The following is a 17,506-nucleotide window of genomic DNA, read 5'->3' as shown; positions in this document are numbered from 1 at the left end:
ATGAACCCGGTCGCATCATGCGGTCCGCACCATACTGGACGGGCTGTGTTTCATCATGTCGCGACGAGAGACAATCAGCGAAAGATACTGCGGTTGTTCGCATTGCCGTTGACGGACAGGGGCCGGTCGGGTCATCGAAGAACCCTCCGTCGCGACCGGGGTCAGGGATGATGATCAGTAGCACGGTCGGCTATCGAATGTCGAGGGACGTATGAATCTGACTATCGCGGTGGACGCGGAGCGCGCGGACGAGTTGCGTTCGCTGGACCGGGAATTGGTCGATGTCGAGGAGTTGCGCGGGCTCGTCCGCCGACAGGCGGCGCCCCCGCGCGATGGAGAGCTCGGCACGTTGGACGAGGTGCTGATCGTCGCTCTCGGACAAGGCGGTGCGGCCGGTGCGCTGACCACGGCTCTTGTCGCGTGGTTGCGCAGGCGAGTCGGGTCCGTGACGGTGCGGCTCACCAGATCGGACAGCTCGGTGCTGGAGGTGAACGCACAGCATGTGCGGAACCTGTCTGCGGACAAACTTATGGAGTTGACCGCCCGGCTGCAAACGGAATTGGATTCGGGTCGCGGCACCGACAGATGAACGACCCACTCGCGCTCCGAGCCGATGGTGTGCGGGTGCTGCTGGTCGGCACGGGTAACCATCCGGGCGGATCTGAGCTGCCGTCGGTGCCCGCGGTACGTCGATCGGTGAACGCCTTGCGAAATGCGCTGATCGAGCGGTGCGGTGTGGCGCCGACGGCGGTGCGAGTCGTGCATGATCCGGCTGACCCGCGGGAATTCGGCGCGGCGGTGTCGGATGCCGCGAATCAGGCCGAGAGCGTGCTGCTGATCTATTTCGTCGGACACGGCCTGATCGGGCCCGACGAGCAACTGTATCTGGCTGCCATGAGCACGGTCAGCCTGGTAGACGGGCTGGCCTACCAGGCGTTGCCGTACGCCGCGGTGCGGGAGGCGTTGTCGCGGTCCAGGGCCCGCTCGACGGTGGTGGTGTTGGACTGCTGTTTCTCCGGGCGGGCGAGCGGTGCGCCGGGAACTGCGGCGGCCGACGGATTCACCGCGAGCGCGGTCCGGGGTGCGCACGTGCTTTGCTCCGCGGCGCGGGACGAGAAGGCGTTGGCGAAGCCGGACGAGGATTACACCGGGTTCTCCGGAGAACTGTTGCGGCTGTTGGATTCCGGTGATCCGACGCGCGGGCGGTTGCTGAGTCTGACAGATGTGTACGACTGTCTCGACCGGCGGTTGCCCGCCGCCGGGTATCCCCGACCGCGCCAGCATGTCAGTGACACATCGGGGCGATTGGTCCTCGCACCCAATGCCGCATTTTCGGTCGAAACCGTTGCGGGCCAAGCATCGTCGCGACCGGCCGCGCCCGACGATGGTGCGGTTTGTCCGTATCGCGGCATGGAACCCTACGAATCCGTGGACGCGCCGTACTTCTTCGGGCGCACCGCAGCGGTTGCGGAGTTGATCGACCAGCTCGGGCAACGGATCAGCGAGGGCGGGCCCTTCGTATTGCTCGGGCCGTCCGGGTCCGGAAAGTCCTCCCTGTTGCGGGCCGGTGTGGTGCCCGCCCTCGAAGATGGTGCTTTTCCCGGGTCGGCGGCCTGGCGGATACACGTGTTCACACCGGGGGAGCATCCGACTGAGCGGCTGGCCACGGTGCTGGGCCGAGAACTGAAGGCAGATCGAGCACGGGTCGAGAAGCTGGTCGCGGCTGCTCGCAGCGAGCCGGGGTCCACCGATCGGACAGTGCTGATCGTCGACCAGTTCGAGGAGGCGTTCACCACCTGCCGGAACCCGCGCGATCAACAGGAGTTCATCCAGGCGCTGTGCGCGGCGGCGCGAAGGGGGAACGGCGACGATGCGCCTGCCGTGGTCATGCTCGCGATGCGAGCCGATTTCTACGATCGCTGCCTGGCATATCCGGAGTTGGTGGCCGCTTTGCGCGCGAACACCGGTGTCGTCGCACCGCTGACCGACGCCGAGTTGCGCGAGGTTGTCAACAAGCCCGCGCATGTCGCCGGATTGACGTTGGAACACGGATTGACCGATCTGGTGCTGCGCGACCTGCGAGTCGGTCACACCGAAATGGATACCGCGGGCGCGCTGCCTCTGCTGTCATACGCGTTGATGCTGACGTGGCAGCGGCGCGACGGAAACGAGTTGACACTGGCCGGATATCAGGCCGACGGTGGGATCTGGGACTCGGTCAAGAGCCAGGCCGAGGCGACCTACCAAGCACTCGATCCATCGGCGCAGGAGATGGCGCGGCGCACACTGCTACGGATGGTGCGCATCGGGACGACCACCGACCACACCCGGCGCAGAGTACCGCTTACCGACTTCCAGTCAGGAGGCACGGCCGACGACATCGCTTCGGCGCGTGCTGTTCTGGATGCCTTCGCCCGTGCCCGGTTGGTCACTGTCGACGCCGATGCCGCGACCATCACCCATGAAGCGCTGCTGCGGGCGTGGCCGCTCCTCGGCCAGTGGATGGAAAAGGACAGGGCGGGTCTTGTTGTCCGGCAACAGATCAGCGATGCCAGCGCGCGCTGGGTATCGCTCGAATTCGATCCCGATGCGCTGTATCGGGGACGGGCGCTCGCAGAAGCGGAGCTGTGGCGTGAGGCGGGTACCTCTCAGATCGAACTGACCGGGCTGGAACGCGAATTTCTCGACGCCAGTTCGACCCGACGCCGAGCACAATTGGAGCAGGAAGATCGTCAGCGTGCCCGCGAACGCAGGCAGAATCGCCAACTGCGAGTACTCGTTTCGGCGCTCGCGGTCTTTCTGGTGATCACGCTGTCGACGACGGTACTCCTGGTGGTACAGCAGCGGCAGTTGCAAGCCAGCCAACGCGAGGAGCAGGCGCAACTGCGTTTAGCGGCCGCACGATTACTCGTATCGCAGGCGGACGCGGTCCGGGCCAGCGACCCGCGGCGTGCGCTGCAACTGGGGATCGCCGCGTACCGCATCAACGGCGATGCCGCGACGCGGGCGGACCTGGTCAACGCGGTGACGACAATGACGCTGGCCGCCACGATGAACGGAGTGCCGGTAGGTTTTTCCTCGGATCGCACCCATGTGCTGAGTATCTCGACCGCCTCGTCCCGCGCCGGGTTCGGCAATACCGTCGCGTCCTGGGCGGTAGGTGCTGCGACGTCCACCCGATCCGATGGTGAGTGGGAGCTCGCCGGGACCGGGCAACTCACCACAATGGCGCTCAGTTCTGACGGTCGCACACTGGTCACCGGTGAGATCGACGGCACGCTGCGGCGGTGGGATGTCAGCGATCCGCTGCACGGCCGGCCGATCGGGTCCGGCTTCGGCAACGGCCGAGAGGCAACCGCCCTGGCATTGAGTTCGGATGGCCGCTACCTGGTGATCGGAACCGACGAGGGCACGCTGGCCCAGTGGGATCTCACCGATCCGGCCCGGCCGGAGCCGATCGGAGAACCCGCGGTGGCTACCGCACGAGTGCGGCAACTGGCCTTCAGTCCACAGGCTCGGTTGCTGTTGGTCGGGATCGGCGACGACCCACCGCAGGTGTGGCAGGTACAAGTGGACGCGAGGTTGCGCCAATTGGCCACTTTGCCAATGTCTCTGCCGCCGACCAGCAACGACATCCTCGATCCGAACCAGGTCACCGATATCGAATTCAGCCCTGATGGTCGGCTCGTCGCGATTGCCGCGATCGGTGGCGTCCGCCTGTGGGACCTCTCGGATCCGGTGCGACCGCGAACGCTCGGCGACCCTCTGGCGGGGGCGTCGACCGTGGCCTTCAGTCCGGATGGCAACACCCTCGCGGTTCACAACGGCGCCAGCGCGGTCGATCTGTGGGATGTGACGGGACCGCAACCCAGCCGCACCGGCTCGCTCGCTGTCGGCGGTACAGCCAGCGAACTGCTCTTCGCACCGGATGCGCAGTGGCTACTGGTCACGGAGAGTGCGATGCGCTCGTCGCTGTGGACGATGCGCCCCCTGCAATGGGCCGTAACGCGGCGGGCGGAGTGGGCGTCGGACACACCCGGCACGGCGCTGGCCGTCACCGAGGGCTGGGTGGCGACCAATGGTCGCGGGAACCAGGTGGTGCTGCGGACCACGACTGGCGAACCATTGGCAATACTCGCTACCGGCGTCGACGGCGGTGTCACCGCACTCGCGGCGAACGCGGACGGGACACTGCTTGCCGTCGGTGGGGGACGGACTGGCGACAAGGCGGTGCTCGAGCTGTGGGACGTATCCGACCCGCGTCGTCCAACTCGGAAGGCAACCCCGACCGGTGGGACCTTGCGGACGGTCACCGGTCTGGTATTCACCGACGACGGTGATCGTCTTGCCGTATCGGATGCCGAATACATTGTCCAGTTCGACATCGGCGCAATGGGTTTGACGAAGACCATGGGCAACCCGTGGCCGTACTACCATCGGCCGCTGGCGGTGAGTCTGTCCAAGCATACGATGGCGCGGATCAAAGCGACGGTCCTCGCGGGGCAGACGCCGATCGGAGGGCAGGTGGAGCTGTGGCCGGTTGGCACGGTCGGGCCGGTCGGAGGTAGCGGTGCCTACGAGCTGCCGGGACCCGGCTCCACTGGTTCGACAGTCGTATTCGACCGGGCGGGAACAGTTTTGGCCGTAGGTGGGTTGGACGGCAGCTTAACCTTGTGGGATCCCCTCGCCGATTACGCCCATCGCCGCAGTCTGCCCGTGTCCGCGCACGCATCGGCGGTATCGGCGATCGCGTTCACCGCTGATGGACAGCTCGCCATGACCGCCGGTTACGACGGAACTCTGACCGCGTGGTTGATCAGCGACAGCGGGCCGTTCCGGTTGGGTGGACTGATACAGGCCCACACCGGCGAAGTGACCAGAATCGCCTTCAGCGCCGACAACCGTACTGTGTTCACCACCGGTCACGACGGAATGCTGCGTAGTTGGGAGATCAGCCGACTGATCGATCTGCTCGCCGACCCGGCTCGAATGGCGTGCGCGCTATCCGGTGGCGGGCTGGAACGGGAAGCCTGGACAACGTTCGTGGTCAACCAGCCTTACCGCGAAACCTGTTCCTAGACATCGCCGTCCCCGTCGAGCGTACTCGAGATTCACGATGCCGAGCTGTTTCCTCGCAGACAACCCGACCGCCTGGCTGCGCGGACGTACCACGACAGCTACCTCGCCGAATTCCTGATGCACGCCAAGGCATGATCGGTTCCGGAGGATTCCGGCGTGCCATGCTGGTGGGGTGAAGTCGGCGGCGGAGATACTCGGCATTCTCGATCAGGTGATGGCGATCGTGCAGTCCGGGCCGCAGGATATGAGCTGGCAATCTCGGTATGCGGATGCGGCGGAGCTCGTGGGCGATCTCACCGACCATTCCGAGCGGATTCGGCGAGGTGATACGAGTCGATTGCCCGATCTGTGGTTCCTGTTCGTCGCGACCGGCCCGCTGTGTGAGATCGCGGCCAGCAGTGGGTGGTTGGCGGCTTACACGGTGTTGGGCAACCGGTTCGATCGGTCGTATGAGCGGTCGCGGTAGCGTGCCGCCGAAGTTCACCGAGCTCGCTGGGTGCCCAGCGCCTATGATTAATTAGATAGGCTAAGCAGTGTGACGCGGCAGACCGAACCCTCGGCCCGTGTGGTTACTACAGAGTTCGTCGCCGGGCTCGCTGCGCGCTGTCGTCTACATAGGCGCCGCGACATATCTGCTGCCCAGGCCCATCCGTAGCAACCGAATGTTGCTTGTCCACCGAACAAGGAGCTGAACAGCAGGAAAGGCAGTCTTGACCGCGACCCGCGCCGACGACTACGAGAACACCACCGTCACCGATTCAGTCCGGCCCGATCTGCGGGACCCGGCATCGGAGCAGCCATATCGCACGGGTGGCATGTTCGCCTCCCTCACCGTCCCCAATTACCGCTATTACTTTGTCGGCCAAGTGGTTTCGAATACCGGCACTTGGATGCAGCGGATCGCCCAGGACTGGCTGGTACTCGGTCTCACCGGCAGCTCGTTCGCCGTCGGCATCACCACTGCCATGCAGTTTCTGCCGATGCTGCTGTTCGGTCTCTACGGCGGCGTCATCGCCGACCGCTTCCCCAAGCGGGGCCTGCTGGTCATCACTCAAGCCACCATGGGGCTGCTCGCCGCGATACTCGCCGTTCTGACGCTGACCGGCACGGTCGAGGTCTGGCACGTGTACCTGCTGGCGCTGCTTCTGGGCATGGTGACCGTGGTCGACAACCCGACGCGGCAGTCGTTCGTCCCGGAAATCGTCGGTCGGCAGCGGCTGCGCAACGCCGTCAGCCTGAACTCCGCCAACTTCCAGGCCGCTCGGCTGGTCGGTCCGGCGGTCGCGGGAGCTCTGATCGCCGCGGTCGGATCCGGGTGGGCGTTCGTGATCAACGCCTGCTCCTTCGCGGCCGTCATCGGCGGCCTACTGGCGATGCGACGAACAGAGCTGACGCCGGTGCCGCGCTTGCCGAGACGGAAAGGACAGCTGCGCGAGGGCCTTCGCTATGTGCGCGCGCATCCGCAACTGCTCTGGCCGATCGTGATGGTGGGCTTCATCGGAACCTTCGGCTACAACTTCCCGACCGTGCTGTCGGGTTACGCCTACCACGTCTTCGATGTCGACGCCGGAAAATACGGCCTGCTCAACACCGCACTGGCTGCGGGATCGCTCGTCGGCGCGCTCCTGGCGAGCCGCCGCGGACGGGTGCGGATGCGGATGCTGGTCGCCACCGCGATCGGCTTCGGAGTGCTCGAGGCGGTTACCGCCTTCGCCCCCGACTACTGGCTTTTCACCGTGATGCTCGCGGTGGTCGGTCTACTCGGGCTCACCTTCAACACCTCCGGCAACTCGATGGTGCAACTCGAGACCGACCCGGCCATGCGGGGCCGGGTGATGTCGCTGTACATGATGGTGTTCACCGGAGGCACCCCGATCGGTGGCCCGATCGTGGGCTGGCTCACCGAACGATACGGCCCCCGGTTCGGATTTTTCGCCTGTGGGGCGGTCTCCGCAGCGGCGGCGGCACTGGTCGGTCTCGTTCTCGCCCGATCCGCTGGCCTGCGGGTGCAGATCTGCGGTGGTCGGCTGTCGCTTGTTGCCCGCGAGGAAGCCGCTTCCCGGCCATCCTGACCGGCACGGCGTGGCGTGAACCGAAGCGTCACATCATGACTGCGCGATGCCGTCCACGATCATGTCGATGGTCGAGGCGATCAGCTGTCGCGGCAGCAACACCGCGGAGCGCCGCGCACCCCCCTGGCTTCCGACAATCCACGAGGTGCCGCGCTCGGCTAATTGCTTAGCGCAAGTAAATTATGTATAGTTGCGTAGCACAAGCAACTAATCTCGTGTGGGGAGTGGGCATGGCGGTGTCGCCCGATACGGCTCAGAGTCTGATAAAGGAGCTCTATTTCATGGGCCGGGCGATCCGCGCTGCCCTCTCACAGCCAGAAGAGGGGCACCTGCTGCCAGGAGGAGTCGGCGTGCTGGGCTCCCTCGAAGCCAAGGGGGCGTGCCGACAGGTGGATCTGGCCGTGGACTTGTGCATCACCCCATCGACACTGAGCAGGCATGTCGCCGAGCTGGTGAGCTCGGGCGACATTGCCCGCCATGCCGATCCCAGCGACGGCCGGGCCACTCTCATCCAAATCACCGAGCAAGGACGCGATCTGCTGCGGCGGGTCCGAGTATCGCGGGCACGGGGATTGCAGGCCGCGCTGGCCGATTGGAGCGAGGACGAAGCCGAGCAGGCCGCGATGGTTGTTCAGAAGCTCAGGAATTCACTGGCCGCGGTTGCGCATCACACGGTGGTGGGCGAGCGCGAGCCGGTTTCGACGGAGAGTCAGGAAGTGGATGTCTAATTCAGTCGATGCGCAGACGGGCCGCGATCCGGACGCGATGACCCATCGTCAAATCCTGGAAGCCCTGACCGGCTTGCTGGCCGCGTTGTTTACCGCGCTGCTCAGCACCACGATCGTCTCGACCGCGCTGCCGACGATCATCGGTGATCTGCAGGGATCGCAGACCGCATACGCCTGGGTCATCACCACGGCGCTGCTGGCCAACGCCGCGTCCACCCCGATCTGGGGCAAGTTCGCCGATCTGTTCAATAAGAAGCTGCTGGTCCAATCGGCCATCGTCATTTTCGTCGCCGGGTCGATCATCGCCGGACTCGCCCACAACGTGCCGGTGCTGTTGGTTGCGCGCGTTGTCCAGGGCATCGGCATGGGCGGGTTGACCGCCTTGGTCGTGGCGATCATCGGTTCGATCGTCGCGCCTCGCGAACGCGGTCGGTACTCGGGCTATATGGGTGCGGTGATGGCGGTGTCGATGTCGGGTGGGCCGATCCTCGGTGGCGTCATCGTCGACAGCCCGCTCGGCTGGCGCTGGTGCTTCTTCGTATGTGTGCCCATCGCGGTGATCGCGCTGGTGCTGCTGCAGCGGACGCTGCGGCTGCCCACCGAGCGCAAGGCGGAGGTCTCGATCGACTGGCTCGGTGCGGGCCTGCTGACCGCCGGTGTTTCGGTGCTGCTGATCTGGGTGTCCTTCGCCGGGAAGGCGAACTACTACGCCTGGATCTCCGCGGAGTCGGCGCTGTATGTCGGTGCGGGTGTGCTGCTGCTGATCGCGACGGTGTGGGTCGAGTCCCGCGCCAAGTCGCCGATCATCCCGCTGCCCATCGTCACCGAACGCACCACGGGTCTGGCGATCATCGCCTCGATCGCGGTCGGTGTCGGCATGTTCGGTGCGACCACCTTCCTCGGTCAGTACTTCCAGACCGCGCGCGGCTACTCGCCGACCGTCGCGGGCGTGCTGACCATCCCGCTGGTGGCGGGCATGCTGGCCGCTTCGGTCGGCTCCGGCCAGCTGATCACCCGGTTCGGCAAGTGGAAGAGCTTCGTCGTCAGCGGCGGCGCGCTGCTGGTGGTCGGTTTCGGGCTGCTGTCCACGATCGACCACGCGACCAACCTGTGGCTGGTCGGGGTCTACATCGCCGTTGTCGGGCTCGGGGTCGGCATGATGATGCAGAACCTGGTGCTGGCCGTGCAGAACACCGTGAGCGTGCACAATATCGGCGCGGCATCGAGCAGCGTCGCCTTCTTCCGCACCTTCGGCGGCGCGATCGGCGTCTCGGTCCTGGGCTCGGTGCTGGCTACCCGAGTGAGCGAGCTGTCGGCGCAGGGTTTCGCCAGGCTCGGGGTGAAGACTGGGTCCTCCGGCGGCAGCAACCTGAATCTCGATGCGTTGCCAGCACCGATAGCCACGATTGTGCGTGCCTCCTACGGTGATGCGACCGGGCGGATCTTCCTCATCGCCGCGGCTGCGACGGCCGTCGCCCTCATCGCGACCATCCTGCTTCCGAACCGCCCCCTGCGCCGCACGATCGACATCGACCCGACCACGAAAAAGTCCGCGTCGCAAGATGATCCGACCGTCGCGGACGATATGGCGGCACTGGATGCCGAACTTGCTGCCTTTGCGGAGTCGAGCTGGGACGAAACTCAACTCTGGGAAGACACCGAGCGGGTGGCGTCCGAGCCCGAACCGGTACCGGCCGCGTCGGTCACCGGGCATGCGCCGGTAGAACAGAACGGGCGCGTGTACCGGGTCGTTGCGTCGTCACAGACCGGTCTGTCGACCGACGGGTCCGGGGCGGACTTGGCCGGTGGGGCGTTGGGTGGTCGTGTCCATCGTGCGGACGATCGTCCGGTCCCGGGTGCGGTGTTGACGTTGATCGATCACGGTGGCCGTCAGGTCGCGCGGGCGAGCAGTGCCGCTGATGGCGGTTATGCGATCACCGCGCCGGAGACCGGTGGCTACGTGTTGATCGTGTCGGCGATGGGGCACCAGCCGACCGCAGTCAATGTGTCGGTCGGTCAGCGACCCCAGCGCCTGGATGTGACCCTGGTGGGTTCGGGTGAGTTGTCGGGTGTAGTCCGTTCCGTCGGCCACGGTGCGCCGCTGTCGGGTGCGACCGTCACGTTGACCGATGTGCGTGGTGAGGTGGTCGGCGCGGCTGTCACAGGCGGCGACGGCGGCTACGTGTGTCACGGTGTGGTGTCGGGTGTCTATACCTTGGTCGCGGTCGCCGAGCATATGCGTCCCAGTGCCACCACATTGACGGTGCCGGACAGCGGTGTGTTGCGTCATGACATCGAGCTGGCCGCGATGGCGGTGCTTTCCGGGTCCGCGCGGGCCGACGGCCGGGCGGTGCCCGATGTGCTGGTCAGTGTGCTCGACGCGGCGGGGGAGGTGACCGCGACGGCACGCACCGACGAGAACGGCCGCTATGTCGTGACCGATCTGCTCGAGGGGCAGTACACGGTCGTTGCGCGTGGCTATCCGCCGGTGACCGGGCAGGTCACTGTCTCCGGTGGCGAGATCGCCTACGACGTGCGGCTCGGCTACGAGCTCGAGGATCGCTGATGAGTGGGTTGACCGGTCGTGTGTGCACCGCGCAAGGATGGCCGGTACCGGATGCGATCTTGACGGTGACAGATATGCGGGGGCGCCAGATCACCCGTGCCGTCGTCGACGAGACCGGGGCGGTGAGCACCGAACTGTTGCCCGCGGGTGTTCACACCGCGGTGCTCACCGCTGTCGGGTTCGAACCGGTGGCGCGGACCGTGCAGATCTCTCCGGCGGGGACGGGTGCGCTCGGCGAGGTGGTGTTGGTGCCGGTCGCGGGGTCAGTGGCGGCGCCGCCGCCGGGACCCTGGACGATCGATCCGGTGCATTCGACGGTGATCGCAACCGCACGTCATCTGGGTATCGCGAGCATCAAGGCCCGATTCGCGGAGATCAGTGGGCGACTCGATATCGCCGAGCCGTTCGAGCGGTCCACCGGGCACGCGGAGATCAAGGCCGCGAGCATCGATACCGGTACCTCGATGCGTGACAATCACCTGCGTTCCCCGGATTTCTTGGATGTCGACACCTATCCGCTGATTACTTTCACCGGCAGCGGATTTCGTCGCACCGGTGGTGACACCTGGGTGATGCCAGGCGAGCTGACCCTGCACGGGCAGCGTCGCCCGGTCGATCTCGACGTGACCTACGGTGGGTTCGGAGCCGATCCATGGGGTGGTGTGCGTGCTGCGTTCCACGCCGAAACACTCTTGCACCGCAACGATTTCGCAATCGACTACAACGCCGTCGTGCGCGCGGGAGTGGCCGCCATCGGCACCACCGTCAAACTCGACCTCGACATCGAAGTCGTACAAGGCGACCAGCTACCCGCAATGTAGGTAACCACCTGCCTCCGAAATTTATGATTCGCATTGCGGCTATAGCGGTCGCAGCGCCCGGTGAGGGGGGAACACTAGACGAATATCGTTGACGTAATGATTACGTCATTATATTGTGGGTTCGTGCTGTTCCCGACGCCTGCTCTCACCGCAGCCGATACTCGCGTCCTCGCCGACGTTGACCGGATGCGTGAGGAACTGCGTCATGAACTCCAGGGCAAACCGGGTAAATGGGCGGGTGGCCTGCGTAAGTTCCTCACCGCGGATGCGGTCGCCGCATCGAACTCCATCGAAGGGTTCAAAGTCTCCACCGTCGATGTGCAGGATCTGATCGCAGGTGAACGAGATGTCGAGGTCTCCGAGGAGAACAAGGCCGAGACCCTCGCCTACGAGCGGATGATGACCTATATACAGACGCTGCACGAGGAAGGCGACTTCGCCTACAGCAAGGGCTTCCTGAACGCATTGCACTGGATGCTGCAAGGTCATCGGCACACCGAACGCCGTCCGGCAGGGCGGTGGCGCGCCGGTGCCGTGTACGTGACAGACGTCCGCGATCCGAGCATCGCCGCGTATACCGGCCCCGATGCCGAGCGCCTGCCGAGGTTGATGGGGGAACTCGTCGATTGGCTCAACGGCGACAACAGCACACACCCGCTGGTGCGCGCGGCGATGGCGCACCTGCACCTCGTATCCATCCACCCGTGGGCCGACGGCAACGGACGCATGTCACGATCGCTGCAAACACTGATGATCGCGAGGGAAGGTGTTCTGGCACCGGAGTTTTCGTCCATCGAGGCTTGGCTCGCCAGACCCGGTAACACCTGGGAGTACTACCAGGTCCTCGGCCGACGGGGTAGCACTTATCAGCCGGATCAGGATGTGTCGGAATGGATTCGGTTCAATCTGACCGCCTACCACCAGCAGGTGCAAACGGTGCACGCTCGCTGGGTACGGTCCGGCGCGGTATGGGCGCTGCTCGAGGAGTACGTCGCGGGCATCGGTCTGGACGAAAGGGTTGTCAGCGCATTGCATGATGTCGCGATGTCGGGCCGAGTCCGCCGAACCCGCTACGAACAAGCCGAAGGCCTGAGTCTGCAACAGGCACAACGCGATCTGCGCGACCTCGTTGCACTCAGGGTGTTGGAGCCGGTCGGGCGCACTCGAGCACGCTTCTACACCGCCGGACCGGATTACCCGGGACGCGTATCAGAAGTCGCCGACACTCCGACCGTCCTCGACAATCCCTACGGGCGATAGCGCGGACCGCACGACGAGGCCGACTGGAATATGTGCTTCAGGATGAAGGCGCTGATGGGCTACTACACGCTGCGCGAGTGCACACTCTCGTTCGCCGCAATGGATTTCGACGAGGACCACCGCAGTACCGGGGCATAACCGTTCTCGGTCGTGTCGATCAAGATCGCCGGCAGGACCTCGATCTCGGCCTCGTCGACGTCATCGTCTCACGCGGAATCATGGTGTGCCCCACCGTCAACCATGAAGCCATGGTCGCACGGGGTCGGCTCGTATGGACGGTGCGACGCGAACAGCTCATCGTGATGTTCGGCTACTGCGTGCTGCGGCGGTTGACGCTCTTTGGTCACGTTTCGATTACGAAAACTGGGGTATCCGACTGACATCGAACTTCATATGAAGTGAGGGAGACTCGGATGAGTAGAACGACAGTTCCAAGCGAAGGAGCCCGACCGGCCGGTGCCGGAGACAGTTACGACGACATCGAGCCATGGTTCGAGAAGCTGGCTGCCGTGGAGCCTGGGGACGCTCATCGGCAGGTCGTGCGTGAGGAGATCGTGCGTCGGTGTCTGCCCTTGGCTGACCACATCGCTCGCAAGTTCGCGGGCCGTGGTACGGAATTCGACGATTTGCAGCAGATCGCTCGGTTAGGGCTGGTGCAGGCGGTGGATCGTTTCGACGTCACGCGAGGCTGTTCGTTCCTGTCGTTCGCGGTGCCGACCGTCATGGGCGAGGTGCGGCGCCACTTCCGCGACCACACTTGGGCGCTGCGTGTCCCGCGCCGTGCCAAAGAACTACAGGCGCTGATTCGGCCGACCGTGGAGACGCTGGCGCAGCGGCTCAGCCGAATGCCGACCGCGCGGGAGATCGCCGCTGAGCTCGATCTCGAACTCGGGGAGGTCACTCAGGCGCTGGTCGCGGCCAATGCCTACCAGACCAACTCGCTCGACATCGGTGTGGGCGATAACGACGAAGGCACTCGCCTCTCGGTCATCGACACACTCGGCGCCGTTGAGCCGTGCTACCGATTGTTGGAAGACGCGATGTCGGTGCGTCCGTTGATCGCTGCGCTTCCCGACGACCAGCGTCGGGTGCTGATCATGCGTTTCTTCGAATCCAAGACTCAAAGCCAGATCGCCGCGCGCCTCGGCGTGTCCCAGATGCAGGTTTCCCGCATTCTCACCAAGACTCTGCACACGCTGCGGGAGCAAGCGCTCGGAACGGACAGCCGGCGCGAAGTCGCCTGACATGCTCTGTCGCAATCGATCGCTCGGTCGTCTGATCGAGAGTGCTGTCAACCCGAATGACCCACTCGCTGTTGCCATTTCGGCCAGCGCCGCGTGGTCGGAGCACAGCAGGCATTGGCGAACATCCGTCTTTCAGAACTGCGGCCCGCTTCCACACTCCACCGGCACTGGCTGCCCGGGATCGAGCGTGTTCAGGATTATCGAGTCCACGCTGGGGTCATACGCCAGGCCGCTGTGGCCGACCGGGTCGTCGGGGCACTGGTCCTGGACGACGATGTCGGTGACGCCAGGCTCGTCTATGGCCGCGGTGGAGGGCGGGGACACCATCGAGTCGTGTGTCGACACGATGGTGGTGTAGCGGATGCCGGTCCGGGCGATCGGGCCGTCGTGCAGCCGGGCCATCGCGGTCGAGCCGGGTGAGACGTCCTCGCAGATCCCGCATATCCCTGCGAGCAGTCCGCGTAGCCCGAGCCGTGTCGCGTCGGCGACCAGTCCTCCGGTGATTCCGTTCGTGGGTGGTGCCAAGGCGACGACCGTGCCGATCTCGTCAGTGGCTGCGGGGTCGGTCTTGGCGAGGTAGAGCGAGACGAATGCGCCACCGGAATGCCCGACGAGGTCGACCTCGGTGGTGCCGGTCTCGGCACGGACCCTGTCGATGAAGGCCGATACCTGTGGCACCGATACCGATACCCCGGCGATGCCGCCGTCGAAGGCGTTGGTTCCGCCGTAATTCAGGGAGTACACGCAGTACCCGGCATTCGCCAGTTTCGGCCCGATGTGGGCGAACCCGTTGTACTGATTGGCGGGGAAGCCGTGCACGAGCACCACCGGCCGCGGATGGGGCTGCGACGGCGTGCACGGCACATTCACCCCGGGCGGCGATTGAGCGGGGTCCTGCCCGGAGGTCACGAACCAGGCTTCGCGGGCGATCATCTCCGCGAAAGTCGCCTCCGGTTGCGGACCGGCGGCTGCGGCAGTGCCGGGCGTAACTGCGTTCGGTCCCAAGGAGATCAAGGTGGCGGCCAGGATGGGGCCGATGTATCCGCGTGTTCCCATATCGAGCTCCCAGGAACGACCGAACTTTTCTCTAAGTCTAGTCCTATAAAATCCCCGGATGCTGGTCAGGGGACCCGCTACCGTCGCCGATGCGCCACTCGACGGGCGGCCCGTGGCGATCGGTGTCTGTGTTCGCCGAGTGACGTGTTCAAGGCTGAACTACTGCGGTGCCGGTCGATGGCGACGGGAGTTCATGGGGTCTTACTCATGCCGAGCGCGCCGTGCCCTGTCGAGGGTCGAGGAGAGGCTTTCTGCATGAATGCCCGCCTCTTCGCGGCGAAGCCGAGCGAGTCGTCGAACAGGTTTGCCGCCATCTCCGCCAGTTCCCGACACTCGTAGACCTCCAGTGGTCGGTGTCCGAGATCGCGGGCAAGGTGTTCGTGCTTGCGGCGGATGGTCTTCTCCCAGAGTTCCGGCAGCGCGTATTCGTGGGCTAGCTCGTTGAGCCAGGGGTCGAACTCGATATAGGGGCCGACGTGGTCGACCAGACCGATATCCAGCGCCTGTGTCGTGTCAACGGGCTCGCATTCGGTGAGCAGGCGGTGTGCTGTGGCCGCTCCCACACGTCGTGGCAACGTGAGCGAGTGCAGTTCGGAACCACGCAATCCCATCGTGGCGTAATGCACGTCGAGGACGGCACGACCGATCGCGACCACGACGTCGCCGGCTTGCGTCATCACCGCACCGCCCGCACCGCAGGATCCGGTGATTGCGACGAGGGTCAGCTTGGGGCACAGCAGAAGTTCCTTGCACACCTCGTTGAGGGCGACGATGTTCTGCCAAGCCGCATTGGCGGGGTCATCGGCGCACTCGATGGCGCCGAGGTGCATTCCGTTGCCGAACGTCTTCCCGGTCTCACCGCGCACCACCAGTACGCGACTGTCGCGCAGCGATACGGCGCGGATCGCACGCGCCAGCCGTCGACACAGATCGGTGGACATTGCGCCGTTGTAAGTGCGGAAGGTCAGCTCACCGACCTGTTCGCCGATCGATCGGTAGGCGATGTCTTCGAATACTTCTGGTGTGGCTGACGCCGGAGCCTGTCCCGCAATGGGCGAAAGTGAGCGGGCCGGGACCCCGGCTCGGTCCAGGACCGAGACAGCGGGTGCTTTACACGACCAGCGGTCGCCGAGGTCGACTCGCAGGTGCCCTATCCAGATACTCTTGCCGTCGCCGCACGCGATTTCCAGCGCGTGATGTCGTCGTCCGACCACCGTTCCCGCTGATGCGAGGACGTCTCCGCGTCCTGGATGGGCGTCGTAGAGATATACCGAGCGGTCAGCGATATGTGAACGCACTCCGGGAGATCCATCGGCGGCGAGGATGCGTCGCCGAATCAGCTCGGAATCGTCTCGCCAATCGAACGCCCGGTCGGACTGACGCATCCTCGGCCGGGTTCGTGCGTGCGTGATCGGGCGATGCGCGTCAGCTTGGTCGATGGGCCGGTACGTGGGGTCGGCGGCTTTGTCGGCGACCTCCACGATGCATTGAACAGCGGCATCGGAGATGATCGAGCCATAGATATCGGACTTTCTCTGGCCCTGTGGGAGCGCGACAGTTCGGGTGGCCCAGAGCGGCCCAGCGTCCATGACATCGGTGGCTGTCACCGCGATCACGCCCCACACGGGTTCCTGGTCAGTGATGGCCCAGTCCAGGCTGCTGGGACCTCGGTCGCCGACCGGTCCCGGATGGATGACGACCACTTTCGGCCACCAGCGGCGAGTTACCCACTCGGGGATGCGTACGGTCAGGTACGGGCAGATGATGAGGTCGAAGTCGGTTCCCGCGACGACTTTTCCGATGTCGTCGCTGTCAGCGACCGTCGCGGTGCGCACCGTATTCCCGCTGCGTTGCAGAACGAGCCGCGCACGACGGCACAGCCCGTTGTCCGCGCTGCACAGCAGAAGAATCCGCAGTCCCATCCCAGCTCCTGTGATAAGAAAGCGCACCAATTGTGTTGCGGTAGCCTGCCGCGCTGTGGCCCGGGCCGGATAGTTCGGTTAGTGCGGGAAGTCTACGTGTTGACCGGACCATCGACTCGGTACACGGCGGAAGGGCAACAGGTGGTGTTCGCAGCGGGATGCGGCGGGCGAGTGCCAGTTCGTCATAGCCTTCGTCGTTGGGGAAGGGGGGAGATCGAACGGGTGTGGGGTTCGGCGTAGGCGCGGGCCATCCGACCGGGAGTGGCGTGCAGGTGTTCGTCGTCGAGTCCGACGCCGAGCGCGGTCAGGAAGTTCCGGGCTGCGAGCTCGGCGGCGGCCAGATCGACGGTGTTGGCGGGTCGTGGACGACTCGTAGCGCGGGGTGGGACACGATGATCAGTTCCCGCCGACACCGAGGGCGGTCAGCAATACGAGGACCACGGTGGTGACGGCGAGGACGCCGTGACCACCGACGACGGCCAACGGGAAGTGTTTCTCCGCCGGTTCGGGGTTTGTGGTAGCTGCGGTTTCGGTGCGTGCTCGGTAGACGGGCAGCCAACGCAGCAGCATGACGAATCCGAGCAGTGCCACCGGGATCAGTAGTGCGAATGCGATCCAGGCAAGGGCGTCGTTGTCGAGGGCGAGGTAGACGATCCACACGACCAGCCCGGTGACGGCGAGCGCGAAATGTCCGAATAGCACCGGTACGGGCAGGTGGCTCGCACCAGGTTGGCGTGTACCGCCTTTGGCGATCCAGG

General features: G+C 65.1%; 12 protein-coding genes and 1 pseudogene. 10 read left to right on the top strand and 3 right to left on the bottom strand.

Annotated elements, in window-relative coordinates:
• Positions 1-211: 211 nt before the first annotated feature.
• The 10 genes and pseudogenes from NP3_RS05200 to NP3_RS05160 all read left to right on the top strand — a co-directional run bounded on the left by NP3_RS05200 (position 212) and on the right by NP3_RS05160 (position 13,770).
• A complete protein-coding gene (locus NP3_RS05200; protein WP_063038312.1) occupies positions 212-589 on the top strand; it encodes an effector-associated constant component EACC1 in 378 nt (125 codons plus the stop codon).
• Positions 586-5,079 (top strand): caspase, EACC1-associated type, encoded by a 4,494-nt coding sequence (locus NP3_RS05195; protein WP_063038310.1) that lies wholly within the window; start codon positions 586-588, stop codon positions 5,077-5,079. Before NP3_RS05200 ends, NP3_RS05195 begins: the two co-directional genes overlap by 4 nt.
• Positions 5,080-5,251: 172 nt before the next feature.
• Positions 5,252-5,545: a hypothetical protein gene (locus tag NP3_RS05190; protein ID WP_063038308.1), complete on the top strand. Its 294-nt coding sequence runs from the start codon at positions 5,252-5,254 to the stop codon at positions 5,543-5,545.
• A gap of 244 nt (positions 5,546-5,789) precedes the next feature.
• Positions 5,790-7,151 (top strand): MFS transporter, encoded by a 1,362-nt coding sequence (locus NP3_RS05185; RefSeq protein ID WP_245720821.1) that lies wholly within the window; start codon positions 5,790-5,792, stop codon positions 7,149-7,151.
• Positions 7,152-7,381: 230 nt separating this feature from the next.
• Positions 7,382-7,879, top strand: a complete 498-nt coding sequence (locus NP3_RS05180; RefSeq protein WP_063038306.1) for a MarR family winged helix-turn-helix transcriptional regulator — start codon at positions 7,382-7,384, stop codon at positions 7,877-7,879.
• A 37-nt stretch (positions 7,880-7,916) separates the two neighbouring features.
• Positions 7,917-9,410 (top strand): annotated as a pseudogene (locus tag NP3_RS51395) (MDR family MFS transporter); the annotation flags it as partial.
• 54 nt (positions 9,411-9,464) lie between these two features.
• Positions 9,465-10,445, top strand: a complete 981-nt coding sequence (locus NP3_RS51390; protein WP_373864730.1) for an MSCRAMM family protein — start codon at positions 9,465-9,467, stop codon at positions 10,443-10,445.
• Positions 10,445-11,266, top strand: a complete 822-nt coding sequence (locus NP3_RS05170; protein WP_063038304.1) for a YceI family protein — start codon at positions 10,445-10,447, stop codon at positions 11,264-11,266. The genes NP3_RS51390 and NP3_RS05170 overlap by 1 nt, the downstream gene beginning before the upstream one ends.
• A 96-nt stretch (positions 11,267-11,362) precedes the next feature.
• Positions 11,363-12,526 (top strand): Fic family protein, encoded by a 1,164-nt coding sequence (locus tag NP3_RS05165; RefSeq protein ID WP_218024810.1) that lies wholly within the window; start codon positions 11,363-11,365, stop codon positions 12,524-12,526.
• Positions 12,527-12,939: 413 nt separating this feature from the next.
• Positions 12,940-13,770: an RNA polymerase sigma factor SigF gene (locus NP3_RS05160; protein WP_063038301.1), complete on the top strand. Its 831-nt coding sequence runs from the start codon at positions 12,940-12,942 to the stop codon at positions 13,768-13,770.
• A gap of 132 nt (positions 13,771-13,902) precedes the next feature.
• Here NP3_RS05160 and NP3_RS05155 read toward each other — a convergent pair whose 3' ends face one another.
• The 3 genes from NP3_RS05155 to NP3_RS48915 form a co-directional block, all read right to left on the bottom strand.
• A complete protein-coding gene (locus NP3_RS05155; protein WP_063038299.1) occupies positions 13,903-14,826 on the bottom strand; it encodes an esterase/lipase family protein in 924 nt (307 codons plus the stop codon).
• A 191-nt stretch (positions 14,827-15,017) separates the two neighbouring features.
• Complete coding sequence (locus tag NP3_RS05150; protein WP_084508189.1) at positions 15,018-16,748, bottom strand: enoyl-CoA hydratase-related protein; 1,731 nt, start codon at positions 16,746-16,748, stop codon at positions 15,018-15,020.
• 396 nt (positions 16,749-17,144) lie between these two features.
• A partial coding sequence (locus NP3_RS48915) for a hypothetical protein (protein ID WP_063038297.1) occupies positions 17,145-17,506 on the bottom strand: 362 nt, incomplete at its 5' end.

The organism is Nocardia pseudovaccinii NBRC 100343 (assembly GCF_001613225.1).
GTDB classification, from domain to species: Bacteria; Actinomycetota; Actinomycetes; order Mycobacteriales; family Mycobacteriaceae; genus Nocardia; species Nocardia pseudovaccinii.
The sequence above is the reverse complement of the archived record's forward strand: the minus strand, read 5'-3'. Positions and strand labels throughout refer to the sequence as shown.